Origin of the sequence: Marivirga lumbricoides, from assembly GCF_014636295.1 — a bacterium.
Lineage (GTDB): Bacteria > Bacteroidota > Bacteroidia > Cytophagales > Cyclobacteriaceae > Marivirga > Marivirga lumbricoides.
In genome coordinates, this window is record NZ_BMEC01000014.1 from 1 (window position 1) to 15,645 (window position 15,645).

Genomic DNA, 15,645 nt, shown 5'->3' on the forward strand with positions numbered 1-15,645 from the left:
TAACCTGGAAGTACTCAAGAATGCCTTCAGGCAAAAACAACTCAATTAAACCCTGATCCACTTTAACTTTTTTTTTGTGCAAAGTTAATCCTTCATCTATAAATCCCCAGATTTTCAGATTGATCCAATGTTAATCCCACTCTACATTGGAAGTGTAATATCAGCGGCTAAGCTTACTGCCTACGGAGGCTTTCATTATAAGGAAGAAGAATTAAATCAGATCGTGGAAGTATTGTGGACAGCAATGTCAAAATCATAAACACTAAAAAATAAAACCAAATCCTTTATAAGTATCGACCATCTATCGATACCCATTTTATCAATTTATACTCAATTATAATCCAAATGAAAAAAACTGTTTATTTAACATTTACAGCTGCAATTTTACTTTTCACAGCTTGCTCAGAAGAACAAAAGCAGAGGCAATCACAAGGGCCTATGCCCTACCCTGTGGTGCAGGTTCCTACAAAAGATGTGACAGGTTACAAGATATATCCCGCTGAAATAGAAGGAACTATTAGCAGTGCGGTACGCGCAAAAGTGTCCGGCTATATTACTGATGTTCTCGTAGATGAGGGACAAAAGGTGCAAAAAGGTCAAACACTTTTTAGATTGGAAACCCAATCACTTAGCCAGGATGCAGGAGCCGCCAAAGCCAATGTGAATGCTGCACAGGTGGAGGTTAACCGATTGAAGCCTTTGGTGGAAAAAGGAATCATCAGCGATGTGCAACTGGAAACTGCTGAGGCAAAACTTGCTCAGGCCAAAGCTTCTTACAATAGCATTAGTGCAAATATCGACTACGCAACTATTAAAAGTCCGGTAAATGGATATGTTGGAGCTATTCCTTACAGGCAAGGTGCTTTGGTAAGCCCCTCAGATCCAACTCCACTTACTACAGTTTCGCAGGTTGATGAAGTATATGCTTATTTTTCTTTAAATGAGAAAGACTACCTTAACATGTTGCAGTCTACCCAAGGTAAAAACCTGGATGAGAAAATCAAGAATCTACCGAAAGTAGAACTGGAACTGGTAAATGGTAAAATTTATGAACACGAAGGAACCATTCAAACAGCTACCGGACAGGTAAATACTACTACGGGTACTGTAAGCTTCAGAGCCATTTTTAATAATCCTGAAAGATTATTAGCCAATGGAAATAGTGCAAGAATAAGAATTCCCGAAGTATATGAAAATGCCACGGTAGTGCCAGAACTTTCTACTTATGAGCAACAAGGTAAAGTATATGTTTACAAAGTAGTAGGTGACTCTGTTGCGATTTCTTCTCCAATTACAGTGAAAGACAGAATTAATCAATTGGTGGTGGTAGAATCCGGAATTAAACCGAATGAAAAAATTGTGTTTCAGGGAATAGGTAAACTGCGAAATAATACGCCTATAAAGCCTCAGCCTGTTTCGTTCGACAGTGTTGCCCAATCATTAGAAGTTGTATTTAAATAAGATTTTATAATGTTAAAGAATTTCATAGATAGACCAGTGCTATCGACAGTAGTCTCTATTGTCATTTTGATATTAGGTGTACTCGGATTAACTACTTTGCCCGTAACGCAATATCCTGATATAGCACCGCCAACTGTACAGATTTCTGCTAATTATCCGGGAGCCAATGCTGAAACTGTACTGGAAAGTGTAATTATTCCTATTGAGGAACAAGTAAATGGTGTGGAAAACATGGATTATATTACTTCTACAGCAAGTAACAATGGTTCCGCCAACATCCAGGTTTTCTTTAAACAAGGTGTCAATCCTGATATTGCTGCTGTAAACGTGCAAAACAGGGTGGCCAGAGCCAATCCTTTACTGCCTAGAGAAGTAACGCAATCCGGGGTTATCACCCAGAAACAACAGACAAGTTCCTTAATGTTCTTCACTGTTTTATCAGAAAACGAAGAGTATGATGCTACATTTATTCAGAACTACCTTAACATCAACGTAATTCCTGAACTAAAGCGAATTGAAGGTGTAGGAGATGTGAATGTGTTCGGCTCCAAGAATTATGCAATGCGAATCTGGCTTCAGCCGGAAAAGCTGGCTGCTTATGGTTTAATGCCTTCTGATGTTACTGCAGCTATTAATGAGCAAAGTCTGGAAGCTGCTGCCGGTTCTTTAGGACAAAATAATGCTGAGGCTTTTGAATATGTTATAAAATACGGTGGTAAATACAAAGATGCCGAGCAATATGAAGAGATTGTTATTAAAGCGCTGGGAAATGGCGAATTTCTTCGTCTCAAAGATGTGGCTAATGTTGAGTTAGATGCTGAAGGCTATACAGTAATGTCTTTCACCAATGGAAAACCTGGTGTAAGTATGGCGGTATACCAAACTCCCGGATCTAATGCGCAGGAAATTATTAATAATGTAAAGGCTTCCCTCGACAGGCAAGAAAAGAATTTCCCAAGTGGATTATCCGTGTACATCAACTTTGATACTAACGATTTCCTCAATGCCTCTATTTCAAAGGTGGTAACTACTTTAATTGAGGCTTTCCTTCTGGTATTCGTAGTAGTTTTCTTATTCCTTCAGGATTTCAGGTCGACATTAATACCAGCCATTGCAGTTCCTGTTTCTATTGTAGGTACATTTTTCTTCCTCAATCTTTTCGGGTACTCTATTAACTTACTTACGCTGTTTGCTTTGGTATTAGCTATCGGAATTGTAGTAGATGATGCCATTGTAGTGGTGGAAGCTGTGCATAGTAAATTGGAAGAAGGCGCAAAAAGCGCTAATGAAGCTACTCATAAGGCTATGAGTGAAATTACAGGTGCAATTGTTTCTATTACTTTAGTAATGGCTGCTGTATATATACCGGTAACTTTTATTACAGGCCCTACAGGTGTATTTTATGAGCAATTTGGAGTAACATTAATCGTGGCAATTGGTATTTCAGCCATTAATGCATTAACCTTAAGCCCGGCACTATGTGCACTGTTGCTAAAACCTCACCAGGAAGAAGGGGAAGAGAAAAAAGGGCTACTTAAGCGTTTTTTCACCTCTTTTAATACCGGTTTTGAAGCAACTACAAAGAAATATGTTGTTTCGCTAAGATTTTTATTCAAGTATAAATGGATCTCGGCTGCCATCCTTATTTTATCTATAGTAGGAATAGTTTGGGCTGCAAAAAACACCTCTACAGGCTTTGTGCCGGATGAAGACAGGGGAATTGTTTTCGCAAACATAGAGTTGCCGGCAGGTGCTTCGCTGGACAGAACAGTTTCTATTACCAAGGAATTGTACGCCAAATTAAACAGTATTCCGGGTGTAAATGGTGGTTCTGTGGTAAATGGTTACAGCCTTATTTCAGGTGCAGGGAGCAACTACGCATTAGCTTTTATTAAGCTAGACCCCTGGGAAAAAAGAGGTGAAGACAATTTATCTTCTTCAGCTATAATAGGTCAAATGTTTGGGATTGCAGCCACCATACCGGGCGCCAATATCCTCTTCTTTGCTCCGCCAAGTATACCGGGGTTTGGTGTTTCATCTGGTTTTGAACTTAAATTTCTGGATAAATCAGGTGGAAGCTTCAAGAACCTTGATATGGAAGCGAGAGAATTCATTCAGAAGTTATCAGCAAGGCCTGAAATCATGTATGCTCAGAGCTCTTTCAATACCAATTATCCGCAGTATGAATTAGATGTAAACGTTCCGAAAGCGAAAGAAGCGGGAGTAGCTATCAGCAGTATTTTAGGAACGCTGCAAGGATATATAGGTAGTGTGTACGCTGCTGACTTCTCCAAGTTTGGAAAGCAATACAGAGTGTATGTGCAGGCTTTACCTGAGGACAGAGCTAATAAAGAAGATTTAAACTCTCTTTTTGTGCGTAATGCAAACGGAGAGATGGCTCCTATTACAGAATTTGTAACATTGAACAGAACATACGGCCCGCAGGCGGTTAACAGGTTCAACTTATTCAATTCAGCCTCCATTAATGGTGCTGCTGCCCCTGGCTTCTCTTCCGGTGATGCCATTAATGCAGTACAGGAAGTAAGTGCTGAAGCGCTGCCTAATAATTTTGGAGTAGATTATTCCGGTTTGACACGTGAAGAAATAAATGCAAGTAGTCAAACAATATTCATTATTCTATTAAGTATTCTGTTTGTTTACTTCATTCTTGCTGCACAATATGAAAGTTACCTTATACCTTTTGCTGTATTACTTTCTTTACCTGTTGGTGTAATGGGAGCTTACATTGTTACTAATCTGGCAGGCTTGCAAGCAAATATTTACTTCCAGATTGCACTAATTATGCTATTAGGTCTATTGGCTAAAAATGCCATTCTTATAGTAGAATTTGCTATGCAGAGAAGACAATCAGGTTTATCAATTGCTGAAGCAGCTTTCGAAGGTGCTAAAGTAAGGTTAAGGCCTATTCTGATGACATCTTTTGCTTTTATTGTAGGTTTATTGCCATTGGTATTTGCCAACGGAATTGGAGCTGCAGGTAACAGGTCAATTGGAACCGGAGCTGTAGGTGGGCTTTTAATAGGTACTATTATCGGTGTGTTTATCATTCCTATTTTGTACATCCTGTTCCAGTGGTTACAGGAGAAAGTAAGTTCAAAACCAGCAGTAGAAAAAGCATAAATCGAAAATTAAAAACGATTATTTACACATGAAAAAGTATTTATATATTCTCATCATTCTGCCTGTAATGCAATCTTGCTTTGTGGCTAAGGATTACAAACAGCCGGAAAATGTTGTGGATGAAGCCTATTTCAGAACAGATATGTTGCCGGAAGACAGCATCAGCTTTGCTGAAGTTTCTTGGAGGGAACTATTTTCAGACTCTCTTTTAGTTAAACATATCGAAAGAGGCCTGGAAAACAATATTGACATCCGGGTAGCTTTACAGCAGATAATGGTTTCTGAAGCTTATTTTAAACAGGGGAAGGCAGGTTTTTTCCCTACCTTAATGGCCAACGGACAGGTTACGCACCAGGAATTATCCCAAAATAGTCAGTTTGGCTCCTTCTTTAATGGGGGGATTACCCAATATGAATTATCAGGTACTCTTTCCTGGGAGGCAGATATATGGGGCAAAATAAGAAGTAACAGAAGGGCTTTTGAAGCTTCTTATTTACAAACTGTAGCGGCACATCAGGCCATTAAAACAGAGCTGGTTGCCAACATAGCTACTATGTATTTCCGTCTGATAGCGCTAGATGAACAGCTTAAATTAACAAAGGAAACTATTTCAAACAGAGAGAACTCATTGGAAACCACCCGCGCTTTAAAAGAAGCAGGAACAGTAACCGAAGTAGGCGTTAAACAGACTGAAGCCCAGCTTTATACTGCCCAGGCATTATTGGTTGATCTTGAGCTCGAAATTAAACTGACTGAAAACACACTTTCCATTTTATTGGGAGAAAATCCCCACGCAATTGAAAGAAGTAGTTTTGAGGAAGTATCTGTGAAGGAATCAGTACAAACGGGATATCCGGTGCAGCTTTTAAGAAACAGACCCGATGTAATTGCAGCTGAAATGAATCTGCGAAATGCTTTTGAGCTCACTAATGTAGCAAAAAGTAATTTCTATCCATCTCTTACCTTATCTGCCACAGGAGGATTGCAAAGCCTTGAATTGGATAAACTATTTAGTGTAAATTCATTATTTGCCACTATTGTTGGCGGAATAGCCCAGCCGGTTATCAATGGAAGAAAGATAAGAACACAATATGAAGTGTCTCTTGCGCAAAAGGAGCAGGCTTATTTAAACTTCAGGCAGGCGATTTTAACAGCAAGTAAAGAGGTATCTGATGCACTTTATACTTATAAAGCCACTGAAGAAAGAATAGAAATAAGAGCCAAAGAATTAGAGGCTTATTCCACAGCTATCACCTATTCGGAGGACTTACTCGATAATGGGATGGCCAATTACCTGGAAGTGTTAACAGCCCGTGAAAGTGCTTTAAACTCTGAATTGAACCTGATCAATGCAAAAGTAGGTCAGCTAAATTCTATAGTGGAATTGTACAGGTCATTAGGTGGCGGATGGCAATAAATCATTAAGTCCCCGGATTAAGGGTAATAAAATTATAAGCGGTCATTAATTTTGTTCCAATCCGGGGCACTTAATCCTTTCAACAACCTCTCTTTAAACTATTCAAGTTAAGGAGAGGTTTTTTATTTGATATGCTCACAATCATTATCTTATCTTTATTGCTTAATCAGCGTATTCAAATTAAAGGTACACCTGGCCTTAGCCCGTAGTGTTATTATACCAACAATTAGGAATTACTCTTGGAAAAAATTCTAATTTAAGCGGTATATCATCTTATGTGCGAATAGATTACAAAAGATTCTTAATTAAAAAGCATTTGAAAAAAAGTAAGTATACACAAGGAAAAATACTGAACTCGCTGGTAAGCCTGGCCATCCCTATTATTATGGCCAATATTCTGCAGACTGCTTATCAATTGATTGACACTTTTTGGCTGGGCCGATTAGGGGCAAATGCAGTAGCAGCAGTAAGTTTGAGCTTCCCTGTGCTATTTCTCATACTCTCATTAGGGGCAGGATTAACGCTGGCAGGCACTGTTATAGTAGGGAACCATAAAGGAGCAGGTGACCAGAAAATGGTGAATTACAGCTCTTCACAGACCGTTATCGTTATTTTCGTGATTTCTCTCCTGCTTTCTGCTATTGGCCATTTCGCTGCTTCACCCTTAATGAAACTCATTGGTGCCGGCCCTGAAATATTTAAGGATTCTGTTGATTACTTTCAGGTTTCCTCCTTCGGCTTCATGTTTTTGTTCATGTTTTTTGTGTTTCAATCGCTCATGAGGGGTATTGGCAATGTAATGCTCCCTATGTTTATAGTACTTGGAACAGTGTTACTCAACTTAGTTCTGGATCCTTTATTCATTTTTGGTTATGGAGATATTCCCGGCTATGGTGTTTCGGGAGCAGCCATAGCGAGTGTGATTACCCAGGGACTCTCTGCGTTTATAGGCATCGCTATTTTATTCAGAGGTAAAATGGGTATCAAGGTAAACTGGCATCAAATGAAACCAGACTTTCCGTGGATTAGAAAAATGTTTTTTCTGGGGATTCCAGCCAGTTTGGAGCAATCATCGCGCTCCGCTGCCATGACTATTATGGTAATGCTCGTAACCAGTTTTGGAAGTGCTGCAGTTGCTGCCTACGGAATAGGTGCCAGAATTCTCAGTTTAGTCATTGTACCTGCATTAGGGTTTGCTATTGCCACCACCACTTTGGTGAGCCAGAACATTGGAGCAGGCCAGATTAAAAGGGCTGAGAAAATCGGCAATTTAAGTAACAATATTGCTTTTTTTGGACTGACTAGCATTGGCCTGTTGCTGTTTGCTTTAGCTGAGCCGGTAACAAGGTTTTTTGTTCCCGGCGATGAAAAAGTAATTAGAGATGGTGCTCTATTCATTAAAATAATGGCGCCAAGCTTCGGACTTTTAGGTGTGCAACAAGTGCTAAACGGTGTGTTTAACGGGGCAGGATTCACGAAGGCTTCCCTCCTCATTTCGGTTTTTGGTTTGTGGGTAATCCGCTTTCCTACGGCTTTTATGCTCTCAGATAAAACCACGCTAGGAGTTGAGGGTATCTGGTGGGCTTTTCCTGTTTCCAACCTCATTGCAGCCATTGTTGCCTTTAGTTATTACAAAATGGGCTATTGGAAAATAAGAATGATAAGAAACAGGCATAAGGATTAAAGTGTATTAATTTTTGTATTTGTTATTGTAGCGGACGCTACAGTTAAGACAGGAACCAGCGGACGCTGGCAACAGTAAAGAATTTTATATTATAGTGCAAGTTTTTCACTTGTATTCTCTTTTAATGAAATTATCTCAATTTTTGCAACAATAATATTCACTCAAAAGAAGTGAATCAGCTCTAATAGGAATCGAATTTTATACATGATTTTACTCAGCGTTTAAGAAGAGCTTCTATTGTGCTAGTAGTTTAAAATAAAATTTAGCGGACGCTAAAATATAGTAGGAACCAGCGGACGCTGACACCATTAAATTCTTATATCATGGTGCAAGTGTCTCACTAATAACCTTCTATCTATAAGCGCCTCCCTTCCTAAAACTTGATTCTGTTCCATTGTGAGTTAAGCCGTAGTTGCCATGATGTATCACAAACATAAAGACTCTGACATGCTAATTCTTCTATTCAAACGTTAAAGCCCAATCCAACTTATTCTCAAAATAATGTGTCTAATGAGAGTCCAATAAAATAGAGGTTAATTAAAAAATCTCTTTCTTTAAAAATATGAGAAACCTATAGGTTTTATAATTGAGAAATAACCACTTTTGAAAAATGTCTGAATCCTGAAGCGATGAAAAATAAACTTTTATGGACAATTTTAGCTTTTCTTTCAGCCGGAACCTATAGTTTCGGTTCTCCTACTTCAGATACAACAATTATTAAATCACACCTGACGGCTCTCACTAAAAGTGCACAGTTTAGAAATTATAAAAATATTGAAGCACTCAACAAAACTGCTGATTATATTAAGGAAGTATTTTCAAGATATTCGAACGATGTTTATTTCCAGGAATATACAGTGAAAGGACAGGTGTACAAAAATGTGATCGCCTCCTTTGGCATGCAAAATACCACAAGAATAATCGTGGGAGCACACTACGATGTTTTTAGCGATCAACAAGGAGCAGATGACAATGCAAGTGGGGTAACAGGGCTTCTTGAAATTGCACGCATGCTAAATGGAAAGGTACCAGATAAAAGAATTGACCTCGTAGCCTACACCCTGGAAGAGCCACCCTATTTCAGAACAGAATATATGGGTATCTATATACATGCTAAGTCTCTTGCAGAGCAAAACATAGAGGTTTTAGGAATGGTTTCTCTTGAAATGATAGGTTATTTCAATGACCAAAAGCATTCTCAATCATATCCGGCACCTCTGCTATCATTAGTGTATGGCAACAAGGGGAACTATATTACACTTGTTAAAAAATTGAGGGCCGGAAAGTTCACCAAAAGATTTTGTCGCAAATATAAAGCTGCAAATACGATAAAAACTAAAAAATTCTCAGGGCCAAAAGCATTGCCAGGCATCGATTTCTCAGATCATCTTAATTATTGGGAATTCGGTTTTAGTGCGCTCATGATCACTGACACCTCTTTTTATAGGAATAACAATTATCATGAAATAACGGATACTATGGAAAGCCTTGATCTTAATAGAATGGCTAAAGTGATAGATGGCGTGCTGATTACATTACTAAACTTTTAAAAGAGAATTAATTTTACAGCATGCAAAAACTCATTTATAGCATCCTTTACGATTTTTCCTATCCCACACTATTTTTGCTATCGTTTGGCTATTTTCTGTTCTTGTATTTTGGCATTGCTCCTCTTTTCTTATTCTGCTGCAGATTGCTGGAACGGAAAAAGCTATTGCATAAAATAGAACACAAAGAAATAAAAAGCAGTCAAATCCAATTTGAAATCAAGCACTCACTCCTATCGATTGTGGTCTTCGGGTTTTCTATCATTCCAATCGTGTACTTAATCAGAATAGATTTGATTTCTCTTCTTCCTAATACCATTTTCAATATTATTTCAGGTGTTGTTATTCTTACTTTATGGAATGAAATCCATTTTTATGGGGTGCACAGACTGATGCATTCACGATTTTTCATGAAGCGTGTTCATTATATTCATCATCGCTCTAAAACGCCTACAGTTTACTCCGTGTACAGTTTTCATTGGTTGGAAGCTCTTTTATTAAGCACCGTGCCTTTAACCATTGCCCCATTTATTCCTTTTTCTATTATTGCTATTTTTATCTACCCATTGACCAGTATTTTACTCAACTATGCCGGACATTGCAATTACCGTTTCGGACATGGAAAAGGAAACAGTTGGCGACTTTTTGGTACATGGCACAACCAACACCATGGCAAAGCCCGCAAAAATTATGGCTTTGCGCTCAATTTTATGGATAAACTATTTCAAAAGCATAAATCCTAATTATGACTGAAGTATACATTACAAGCTCAGGGGTATTTCTGCCCAACCAACCCATTTCGAATGAGGAAATGGAGGATTACCTGGGGAGAATTAATGGAAAAGACAGTGTGGCGAAAGCTCGGATTTTAAAGCAAAACGGCATTAAATCCCGGTATTTCGCCATCGATAAAAACCAACAAAGTACACACTCCAATGCTGAAATGGCTGCGAAGGCTATTGAAAAGGCATTGGCAAAAAACACACTTTCCGGCAAAGAAGTGGAATTGCTTTGTACCGGCACTACGCAAGCTGACTTGCCCATCCCGGGATTTGCCAGCATGGTGCATGCCAAATTGCCCTTCCATCGGTGCGAAGTGGCCAGCTTTCAGAGTGTTTGTGCCAGTGGAATGATGGCCCTTAAAAGTGCTTTCGCCCAGATAAAAAGTAATGAAAAGCAAAATGCTATTTGTGTAGGAAGTGAGTTCGCGAGCCGACTCTTCAAAGCTTCCCGGTTTGAAAAACAACAAATAGAATCACTCCCCTTCAATGCGGAATTTTTAAGGTGGATGCTCTCGGATGGAGCAGGCGCACTCATCCTCCAGAATAAGAAAAGAGAAAAGGGAGTTTCGCTTAAAATTGAGTGGATAGACATAAAATCACATGCCAATGAATTCCCCGTTTGCATGTTTACAGGCAAAACCGACAATAAAAATGAGGATGAAACAACCTGGCTTGACTACCCAAGCTATGAAGAAGCTTCGCAGGCCGGGGCCATCAACCTAAAGCAGGATACGCGACTGCTTGACCAGGTAATCAAAACCGGAGTAGCCCATTATTTCGACCTGATTGACCAGAAAAAAATCAGCACAAAACAGATTGACTGGCTTTGCTGCCACTATTCCTCAGAAATATTTAAGGAGCCTATTAAAGAACTGATGCGCAAAGGCGGTGGTGAAATTGCTGATGAAAAATGGTTCAGCAACCTCAGCACCAAGGGAAATACGGGAGCAGCTTCCATCTTTATTATGCTGGAAGAGCTAATGTATTCCGGCAAATTGAAGACCGGAGACAAGATACTTTGCATGGTGCCGGAAAGCGGGCGCTTCGTTACTTCTTTTATGCAACTAACGGTAGAAGGCAGTGCTGAAGGAGAAGCAAAAAGCTATCCACTTCGAAAAATTGAAGCACCAGAACTAATAGTAGAGAAAACAGAAACCTCTGAGTGGCTGATCAGGCAGCTGGCGCAGATTTGGATTGATTTTGAAACAGAACTGCTGAAAGTCCCTATCATTACTAAAATTCATGAAGGCAAAATCAGCCTCGAAGATTATAAACTGTTGTTGAAGGATTTACGCCAGCAGGTAATTGATGGCTCGCAATGGATTTCAAGAGCAGCCTCTAATATAGATATTGAGCTGTTTGAATTGCGTTCAGCCTTCATTAAGCACACCGCCACCGAGCATAAAGATTACCAAATGCTGGAGAGAAACTTTGTTGCTTTAGGGGAAGAACTATCCACTATTCAGTCAGGAGAGAAAAATATTGGCTCAGTGGCGCTGAGCTCCTTTATGTTTCAGCAAGCCAGCAAAGCCAACCCGATTGATTTGCTGGGTGCTATGTTTATTATTGAAGGCATCGGTAAGCGGCTGGCGGCTTATTGGGGTGAAATGATTAAAGACCAGTTAAATTTGAAGGAGTCGCAGGTGTCTTTTTTCACCTACCATGGAGTGGCGGATGAAAACCACTTCCACAATTTGGAAGAAGCACTGAATCATCCCGCTATGAATATGGAAATAGCTAAAAAGATTGCTAAAACAGCCAAAACCACTGCCAGATTATATAAAATGCAGCTGGAAGAGTTGGGGAGTTATTAGGGTTGTAAAAAATATAGTGTGAAAATCAGGATGTGTTAGTGAAAAGAAAATTTTGAAAATTTTAACTCCAGCCAAAGACCGGCAGGCTATCCCGATTCGCCAGCTGGTCTAGTCCTAAAAGTTATTGAAGACAAGTCAGGAGCTAAATAAAGGAATTGAGAAAATCATTAATGAAAATTCGGATAAAATGCAGCTAAATTTAGCAGAATGTTTAACAAATCTTCCGCTTTTTGCGGAAGAAAGCGGGGAGCAGGACAAAAATCCGGGCAGAGTTAGCCTTTGCGCGGCTGGGGATATTTTTGTCTTGATTTTTTCTATCTTTTGTATCAAGACAAAAGATCAAAATGAAATAGATAATTTAAATGGCTTGTGAAGCTTGAGTATCCTAAATCTCAAACCTCACATCTAAATATTAAAAAAAATGAAAGAAATGGACATATCCGTACACGATGAAAGGGACCCCAACCCATGGTTGGCGCTGTATCTGGACGACAGCATCCCGATTAATAAAAAAACGAAGACTGCGCTGATGCGGGATAATTCCTCCAAATCAGTTCGCTACCTCCTCCCCTTTATCCAGTTCTGGTCGAAGGTGACGATGTTTTTCATCCATATTTTTAAGTTCTTCTTCCCGAAGATCTTTAATTCCTCCAAAGTGCTGCACAGGATTTTGGCCTGGGGCTTGCGCAGATTTGTAAGTCCGGATGCCAACCTCCTTATTTTCCGACATTTTCATGTAGGCACTGAAATTTTACAATTTATAGCCGGCAATATTGAGGGGGTCTCTATTAAAGGGAATCCGTTAAAGCCCAAAGATTTTGAAGCTGTAAAAGATGATCTATTCCTGATGCACGACCTGAACCTCTACAATTTTGTGATCAACCTAAATAAGCAGCTAAAGGAGAAAGGTATTACCATAGCCCCACCCAAAAAGCCACTGAACCTGGAGATGATCACCGAAGATCAGTTTGACCATATTGAGTTTCCCGACAAGTGGACCAATATTCTGGACTTGCGCTCTGCCATTGAGTTATTCACCCCTTTTTACCAGTTATTTTTAACCTCCAATGATTTTGTGCGGGCTTCCAACTCATTACAGCTGGATGAAACCATTGCCATTTATACCTCGCAAATATTAGGCACTCCAGGTCACCTCGGCCTGGTGAATAACAAGCACCCTATGGTGCCGGTAACTACCTACAGCGCAGCTTACCGATTGGTGCTGCATGGCCTGGCAGCCGAAACCCTTCATGAGATTCTGGTGAATGTGAAGCTGAAGAGGAATTTGGATAGCGTGATTAGCCCGAAGGAGAAGGATTTGGAAAGCCAGGGGTAATTTTTGACCTAAAACCTCTTTTTAAGAGTGTAAGATGTCTTTGTTTTACTGCAAGATGGTATTGTTGAGCCTTTACACACACTTTTCATTCAAATTGCTAATTTCTCCTATTTTTTGACAAAACATGTACCTACTTATAGGTATTTTCATTATCTTCCGATGAATAATTAGGATTTTAAGTAGGGGAAAGTACATTCATTACAAAAAGAGAGTAGCTTTATAAATGTTGTCATTAATCAATAAATCATGACAATTCTTAGGTTATAATCTGTTTGTTACATTTTAATCAAACGTTTAAATGAAAGATTGGGTCAAAATTCTAAAAGCCTATCACGAAGGTAAATTTGATAGATATTTTTACGGACTAACTCCACGACTTATAGTCGGAGCCTGTCAGGTTCCAATTGGAGTGCCATTTGAAAATGATATAATTGCATATAATGTTACGGAAAAAATATTCAAAGAAATGAGGAAATATAATAAAGACGGTTTAATAGTTTCATCAAACCAATGTGATATTCATAAAGGGCCTGTAATGCGATTTATAGAAGCTGATTGGACTGAAAGTTCAATAGGAACTAGTTTTGATAAAATATGGAATAGATATAGTGATGAGATTATTGCAGGCAACTTTGGAATAAGTTCATATGATAGACAAATTTTAAATACGATATTCTAATAAATATGATTAAAAATCCACAGTGCACCACAAGAAATACTTCACTAGTTTTTTTATCTTCATTTTTGAGTGTTTTTTAGTTCACTACTAGATTTATGCAAACCGATTACTTTCAACAACTACTTTATATATGACTGAAGATATTAATAAGTTAATAGACATTAATCTTAATTTAATCTGTTCTCATAAATCACAATTCTCAATATATGACTTCCAGAATTTAAAAGGTGATCGAATTGGTATGAGAACCGAATGTAAATTATTCTCTGACGAGATGGAAGAAAGAGATTTAATAAAGAGAAGTAATGAGTTTTGCACAGTAAAAGAATTTGGACTAAGAGTGCATTCATCAGGGGGATGGTTAAAGTATAAATTTGAAAAAGAAGAATCTGAAAGAATCAAAGAGGTTGAAAGAAGAGACAGTGAAAAACTAGAGCATGAAATTAAGCTTTTGCAAAAAGACAATCTTAAATACCAATCTAAGATTCGCTTGCAAGAAAGTCGAATAAGAAATTTAAATGAACAGCTTAAAATAATAAACCTTTTAAAATCTTACTGGTGGTTAATTGCTACCTTCATAGGAGTTGGAATGGCTTTAAGAGAACTCTTACTCATAATTTTATAGAATTATGGAAACTTCTACAACCCTTAACATAATCGGACTTTCACTAGATATTATTGGAGTTGTCCTTTTATTCTTTTACGAACCCCCAAAACCTGAAATTGGGGCTTTACTGTTACATTCTGCACCCACTGAAGCTGAAAGAAATAAAGTTAAAGCAGCAAAAAGGAAATTCTCAAGCATTGGACTCATATCTTTGATTATTGGCTTTAGTTTTCAAATTATATCTAATTTTTACTAGTGACTATATTATAAACATCAATAATTCATATCAAGTATTAGAACTATTAGTAGAAATTTGCAATGTGTAAAAATTGTGTGGGCTTTGTAAGCTTACCATCAAAATAAAGACTCAGTCTTTTTAGAGTATTGGCAGCCTAGCCAATTTTATAAGCGTGAGAAATTTTTCAACTGCCAGGATCAACGGTCGGAAGAACAAAGAAGAATTGATTCTTTAAGAATGGAAGAGTTGATTAAAGGGATTTTGTGAGGTTGCCGATTTATTTCTACAAAGAAGTTATAAAATCAATAAAAGTATTTGCCTACTCTGAAACAGTATGAACCCAAAATAATAGAAGTGAGAACAATGCATTACTTTGATTCAAACGAGAGTAATCTCCGCCATAAACTTTCTCCATTCATAGGCGAACCATTACAATCAGGCATAAAAGGTAGTACCTCCTACTTTATTAAGCAGTTTGAAGCTGATACGGCAATCAATTTACTTAATGATTCAAAAGGAATCTTTCAGGCTTATACCAAAGGTTTGCTTTTAATAACTTTTAAAAGTAACCGATCTTTATCCATACCTATACCCTATCAACAAATCAAAAAGCTAGTCCTTGTAAAAGGTCAGGAAACCATTGACCCTTTTTTTCCATCAGTTATGTGGATGCTTTTGAAGCTAGACGTAAGAATTGAAATAGCCAGATATTTTAGAATGCATACCTCTGAATACAGCATTGAGCCAACTGTACTGGAAATACAAACCGATTCATATCTAATTCACTTAGAAACTAATGGCTATACTTTTCAAAGTCAGGAAGCATTCTTTTCGCAACTCACTGAAATAGAAAAGCTCCGAATAATAAAATCAGCACCAATTGCTGGTTAAAGTTAGACTTTCATAGCGCTTAATCTACAGATTGATTCATTGAAATGT

The 15,645-nt window shown here is 38.3% G+C and carries 14 protein-coding genes; all 14 read left to right on the forward strand.

Going from position 1 to position 15,645, the window contains the following annotated elements:
- Nucleotides 1-127 precede the first annotated feature (127 nt).
- The 14 genes from IEV85_RS25115 to IEV85_RS19620 all read left to right on the forward strand — a co-directional run bounded on the left by IEV85_RS25115 (nt 128) and on the right by IEV85_RS19620 (nt 15,597).
- Complete coding sequence (locus tag IEV85_RS25115) at nt 128-259, forward strand: hypothetical protein (protein WP_262892157.1); 132 nt, start codon at nt 128-130, stop codon at nt 257-259.
- A gap of 86 nt (nt 260-345) precedes the next feature.
- Nucleotides 346-1,461: an efflux RND transporter periplasmic adaptor subunit gene (locus IEV85_RS19560; protein ID WP_188466702.1), complete on the forward strand. Its 1,116-nt coding sequence runs from the start codon at nt 346-348 to the stop codon at nt 1,459-1,461.
- Nucleotides 1,462-1,470: 9 nt separating this feature from the next.
- On the forward strand, nt 1,471-4,602 hold the full coding sequence (locus tag IEV85_RS19565; protein ID WP_188466704.1) for an efflux RND transporter permease subunit: 3,132 nt from the start codon (nt 1,471-1,473) through the stop codon (nt 4,600-4,602).
- Between the two features lie 28 nt (nt 4,603-4,630).
- Nucleotides 4,631-6,019, forward strand: a complete 1,389-nt coding sequence (locus IEV85_RS19570; protein WP_188466707.1) for an efflux transporter outer membrane subunit — start codon at nt 4,631-4,633, stop codon at nt 6,017-6,019.
- Nucleotides 6,020-6,335: 316 nt separating this feature from the next.
- Nucleotides 6,336-7,703 (forward strand): MATE family efflux transporter, encoded by a 1,368-nt coding sequence (locus IEV85_RS19575; protein ID WP_229712661.1) that lies wholly within the window; start codon nt 6,336-6,338, stop codon nt 7,701-7,703.
- Nucleotides 7,704-8,332: 629 nt separating this feature from the next.
- Nucleotides 8,333-9,253 (forward strand): M28 family peptidase, encoded by a 921-nt coding sequence (locus tag IEV85_RS19580; protein ID WP_188466709.1) that lies wholly within the window; start codon nt 8,333-8,335, stop codon nt 9,251-9,253.
- 20 nt (nt 9,254-9,273) lie between these two features.
- Nucleotides 9,274-9,993, forward strand: coding sequence for a sterol desaturase family protein (locus IEV85_RS19585; RefSeq protein ID WP_188466711.1), 720 nt, complete (start codon nt 9,274-9,276; stop codon nt 9,991-9,993).
- A 2-nt stretch (nt 9,994-9,995) separates the two neighbouring features.
- Nucleotides 9,996-11,846, forward strand: a complete 1,851-nt coding sequence (locus tag IEV85_RS19590) for a beta-ketoacyl-ACP synthase III (RefSeq protein WP_188466713.1) — start codon at nt 9,996-9,998, stop codon at nt 11,844-11,846.
- 187 nt (nt 11,847-12,033) lie between these two features.
- Nucleotides 12,034-12,219, forward strand: coding sequence for a hypothetical protein (locus IEV85_RS19595; protein ID WP_188466715.1), 186 nt, complete (start codon nt 12,034-12,036; stop codon nt 12,217-12,219).
- Nucleotides 12,220-12,267: 48 nt separating this feature from the next.
- A complete protein-coding gene (locus IEV85_RS19600) occupies nt 12,268-13,182 on the forward strand; it encodes a DUF6999 family protein (protein WP_188466717.1) in 915 nt (304 codons plus the stop codon).
- Between the two features lie 298 nt (nt 13,183-13,480).
- On the forward strand, nt 13,481-13,861 hold the full coding sequence (locus IEV85_RS19605; protein WP_188466719.1) for a hypothetical protein: 381 nt from the start codon (nt 13,481-13,483) through the stop codon (nt 13,859-13,861).
- A 130-nt stretch (nt 13,862-13,991) separates the two neighbouring features.
- Nucleotides 13,992-14,486, forward strand: a complete 495-nt coding sequence (locus tag IEV85_RS19610) for a hypothetical protein (RefSeq protein ID WP_188466721.1) — start codon at nt 13,992-13,994, stop codon at nt 14,484-14,486.
- Between the two features lie 4 nt (nt 14,487-14,490).
- Nucleotides 14,491-14,724, forward strand: a complete 234-nt coding sequence (locus IEV85_RS19615; RefSeq protein WP_188466724.1) for a hypothetical protein — start codon at nt 14,491-14,493, stop codon at nt 14,722-14,724.
- Between the two features lie 297 nt (nt 14,725-15,021).
- Entirely contained in the window at nt 15,022-15,597 is a 576-nt protein-coding gene (locus IEV85_RS19620) for a hypothetical protein (RefSeq protein ID WP_188466726.1), read from the forward strand.
- The last annotated feature ends 48 nt before the right edge of the window (nt 15,598-15,645 follow it).

What these genes read in the sequence shown, in the direction of transcription:
- IEV85_RS25115 (WP_262892157.1), top strand. Translation starts at nt 128, where the DNA reads ATGTTAATCCCACTCTACATTGGAAGTGTAATATCAGCGGCTAAGCTT.
- IEV85_RS19560 (WP_188466702.1), top strand. Translation starts at nt 346, where the DNA reads ATGAAAAAAACTGTTTATTTAACATTTACAGCTGCAATTTTACTTTTC.
- IEV85_RS19565 (WP_188466704.1), top strand. Translation starts at nt 1,471, where the DNA reads ATGTTAAAGAATTTCATAGATAGACCAGTGCTATCGACAGTAGTCTCT.
- IEV85_RS19570 (WP_188466707.1), top strand. Translation starts at nt 4,631, where the DNA reads ATGAAAAAGTATTTATATATTCTCATCATTCTGCCTGTAATGCAATCT.
- IEV85_RS19580 (WP_188466709.1), top strand. Translation starts at nt 8,333, where the DNA reads ATGAAAAATAAACTTTTATGGACAATTTTAGCTTTTCTTTCAGCCGGA.
- IEV85_RS19585 (WP_188466711.1), top strand. Translation starts at nt 9,274, where the DNA reads ATGCAAAAACTCATTTATAGCATCCTTTACGATTTTTCCTATCCCACA.
- IEV85_RS19590 (WP_188466713.1), top strand. Translation starts at nt 9,996, where the DNA reads ATGACTGAAGTATACATTACAAGCTCAGGGGTATTTCTGCCCAACCAA.
- IEV85_RS19595 (WP_188466715.1), top strand. Translation starts at nt 12,034, where the DNA reads ATGCAGCTAAATTTAGCAGAATGTTTAACAAATCTTCCGCTTTTTGCG.
- IEV85_RS19600 (WP_188466717.1), top strand. Translation starts at nt 12,268, where the DNA reads ATGAAAGAAATGGACATATCCGTACACGATGAAAGGGACCCCAACCCA.
- IEV85_RS19605 (WP_188466719.1), top strand. Translation starts at nt 13,481, where the DNA reads ATGAAAGATTGGGTCAAAATTCTAAAAGCCTATCACGAAGGTAAATTT.
- IEV85_RS19610 (WP_188466721.1), top strand. Translation starts at nt 13,992, where the DNA reads ATGACTGAAGATATTAATAAGTTAATAGACATTAATCTTAATTTAATC.
- IEV85_RS19615 (WP_188466724.1), top strand. Translation starts at nt 14,491, where the DNA reads ATGGAAACTTCTACAACCCTTAACATAATCGGACTTTCACTAGATATT.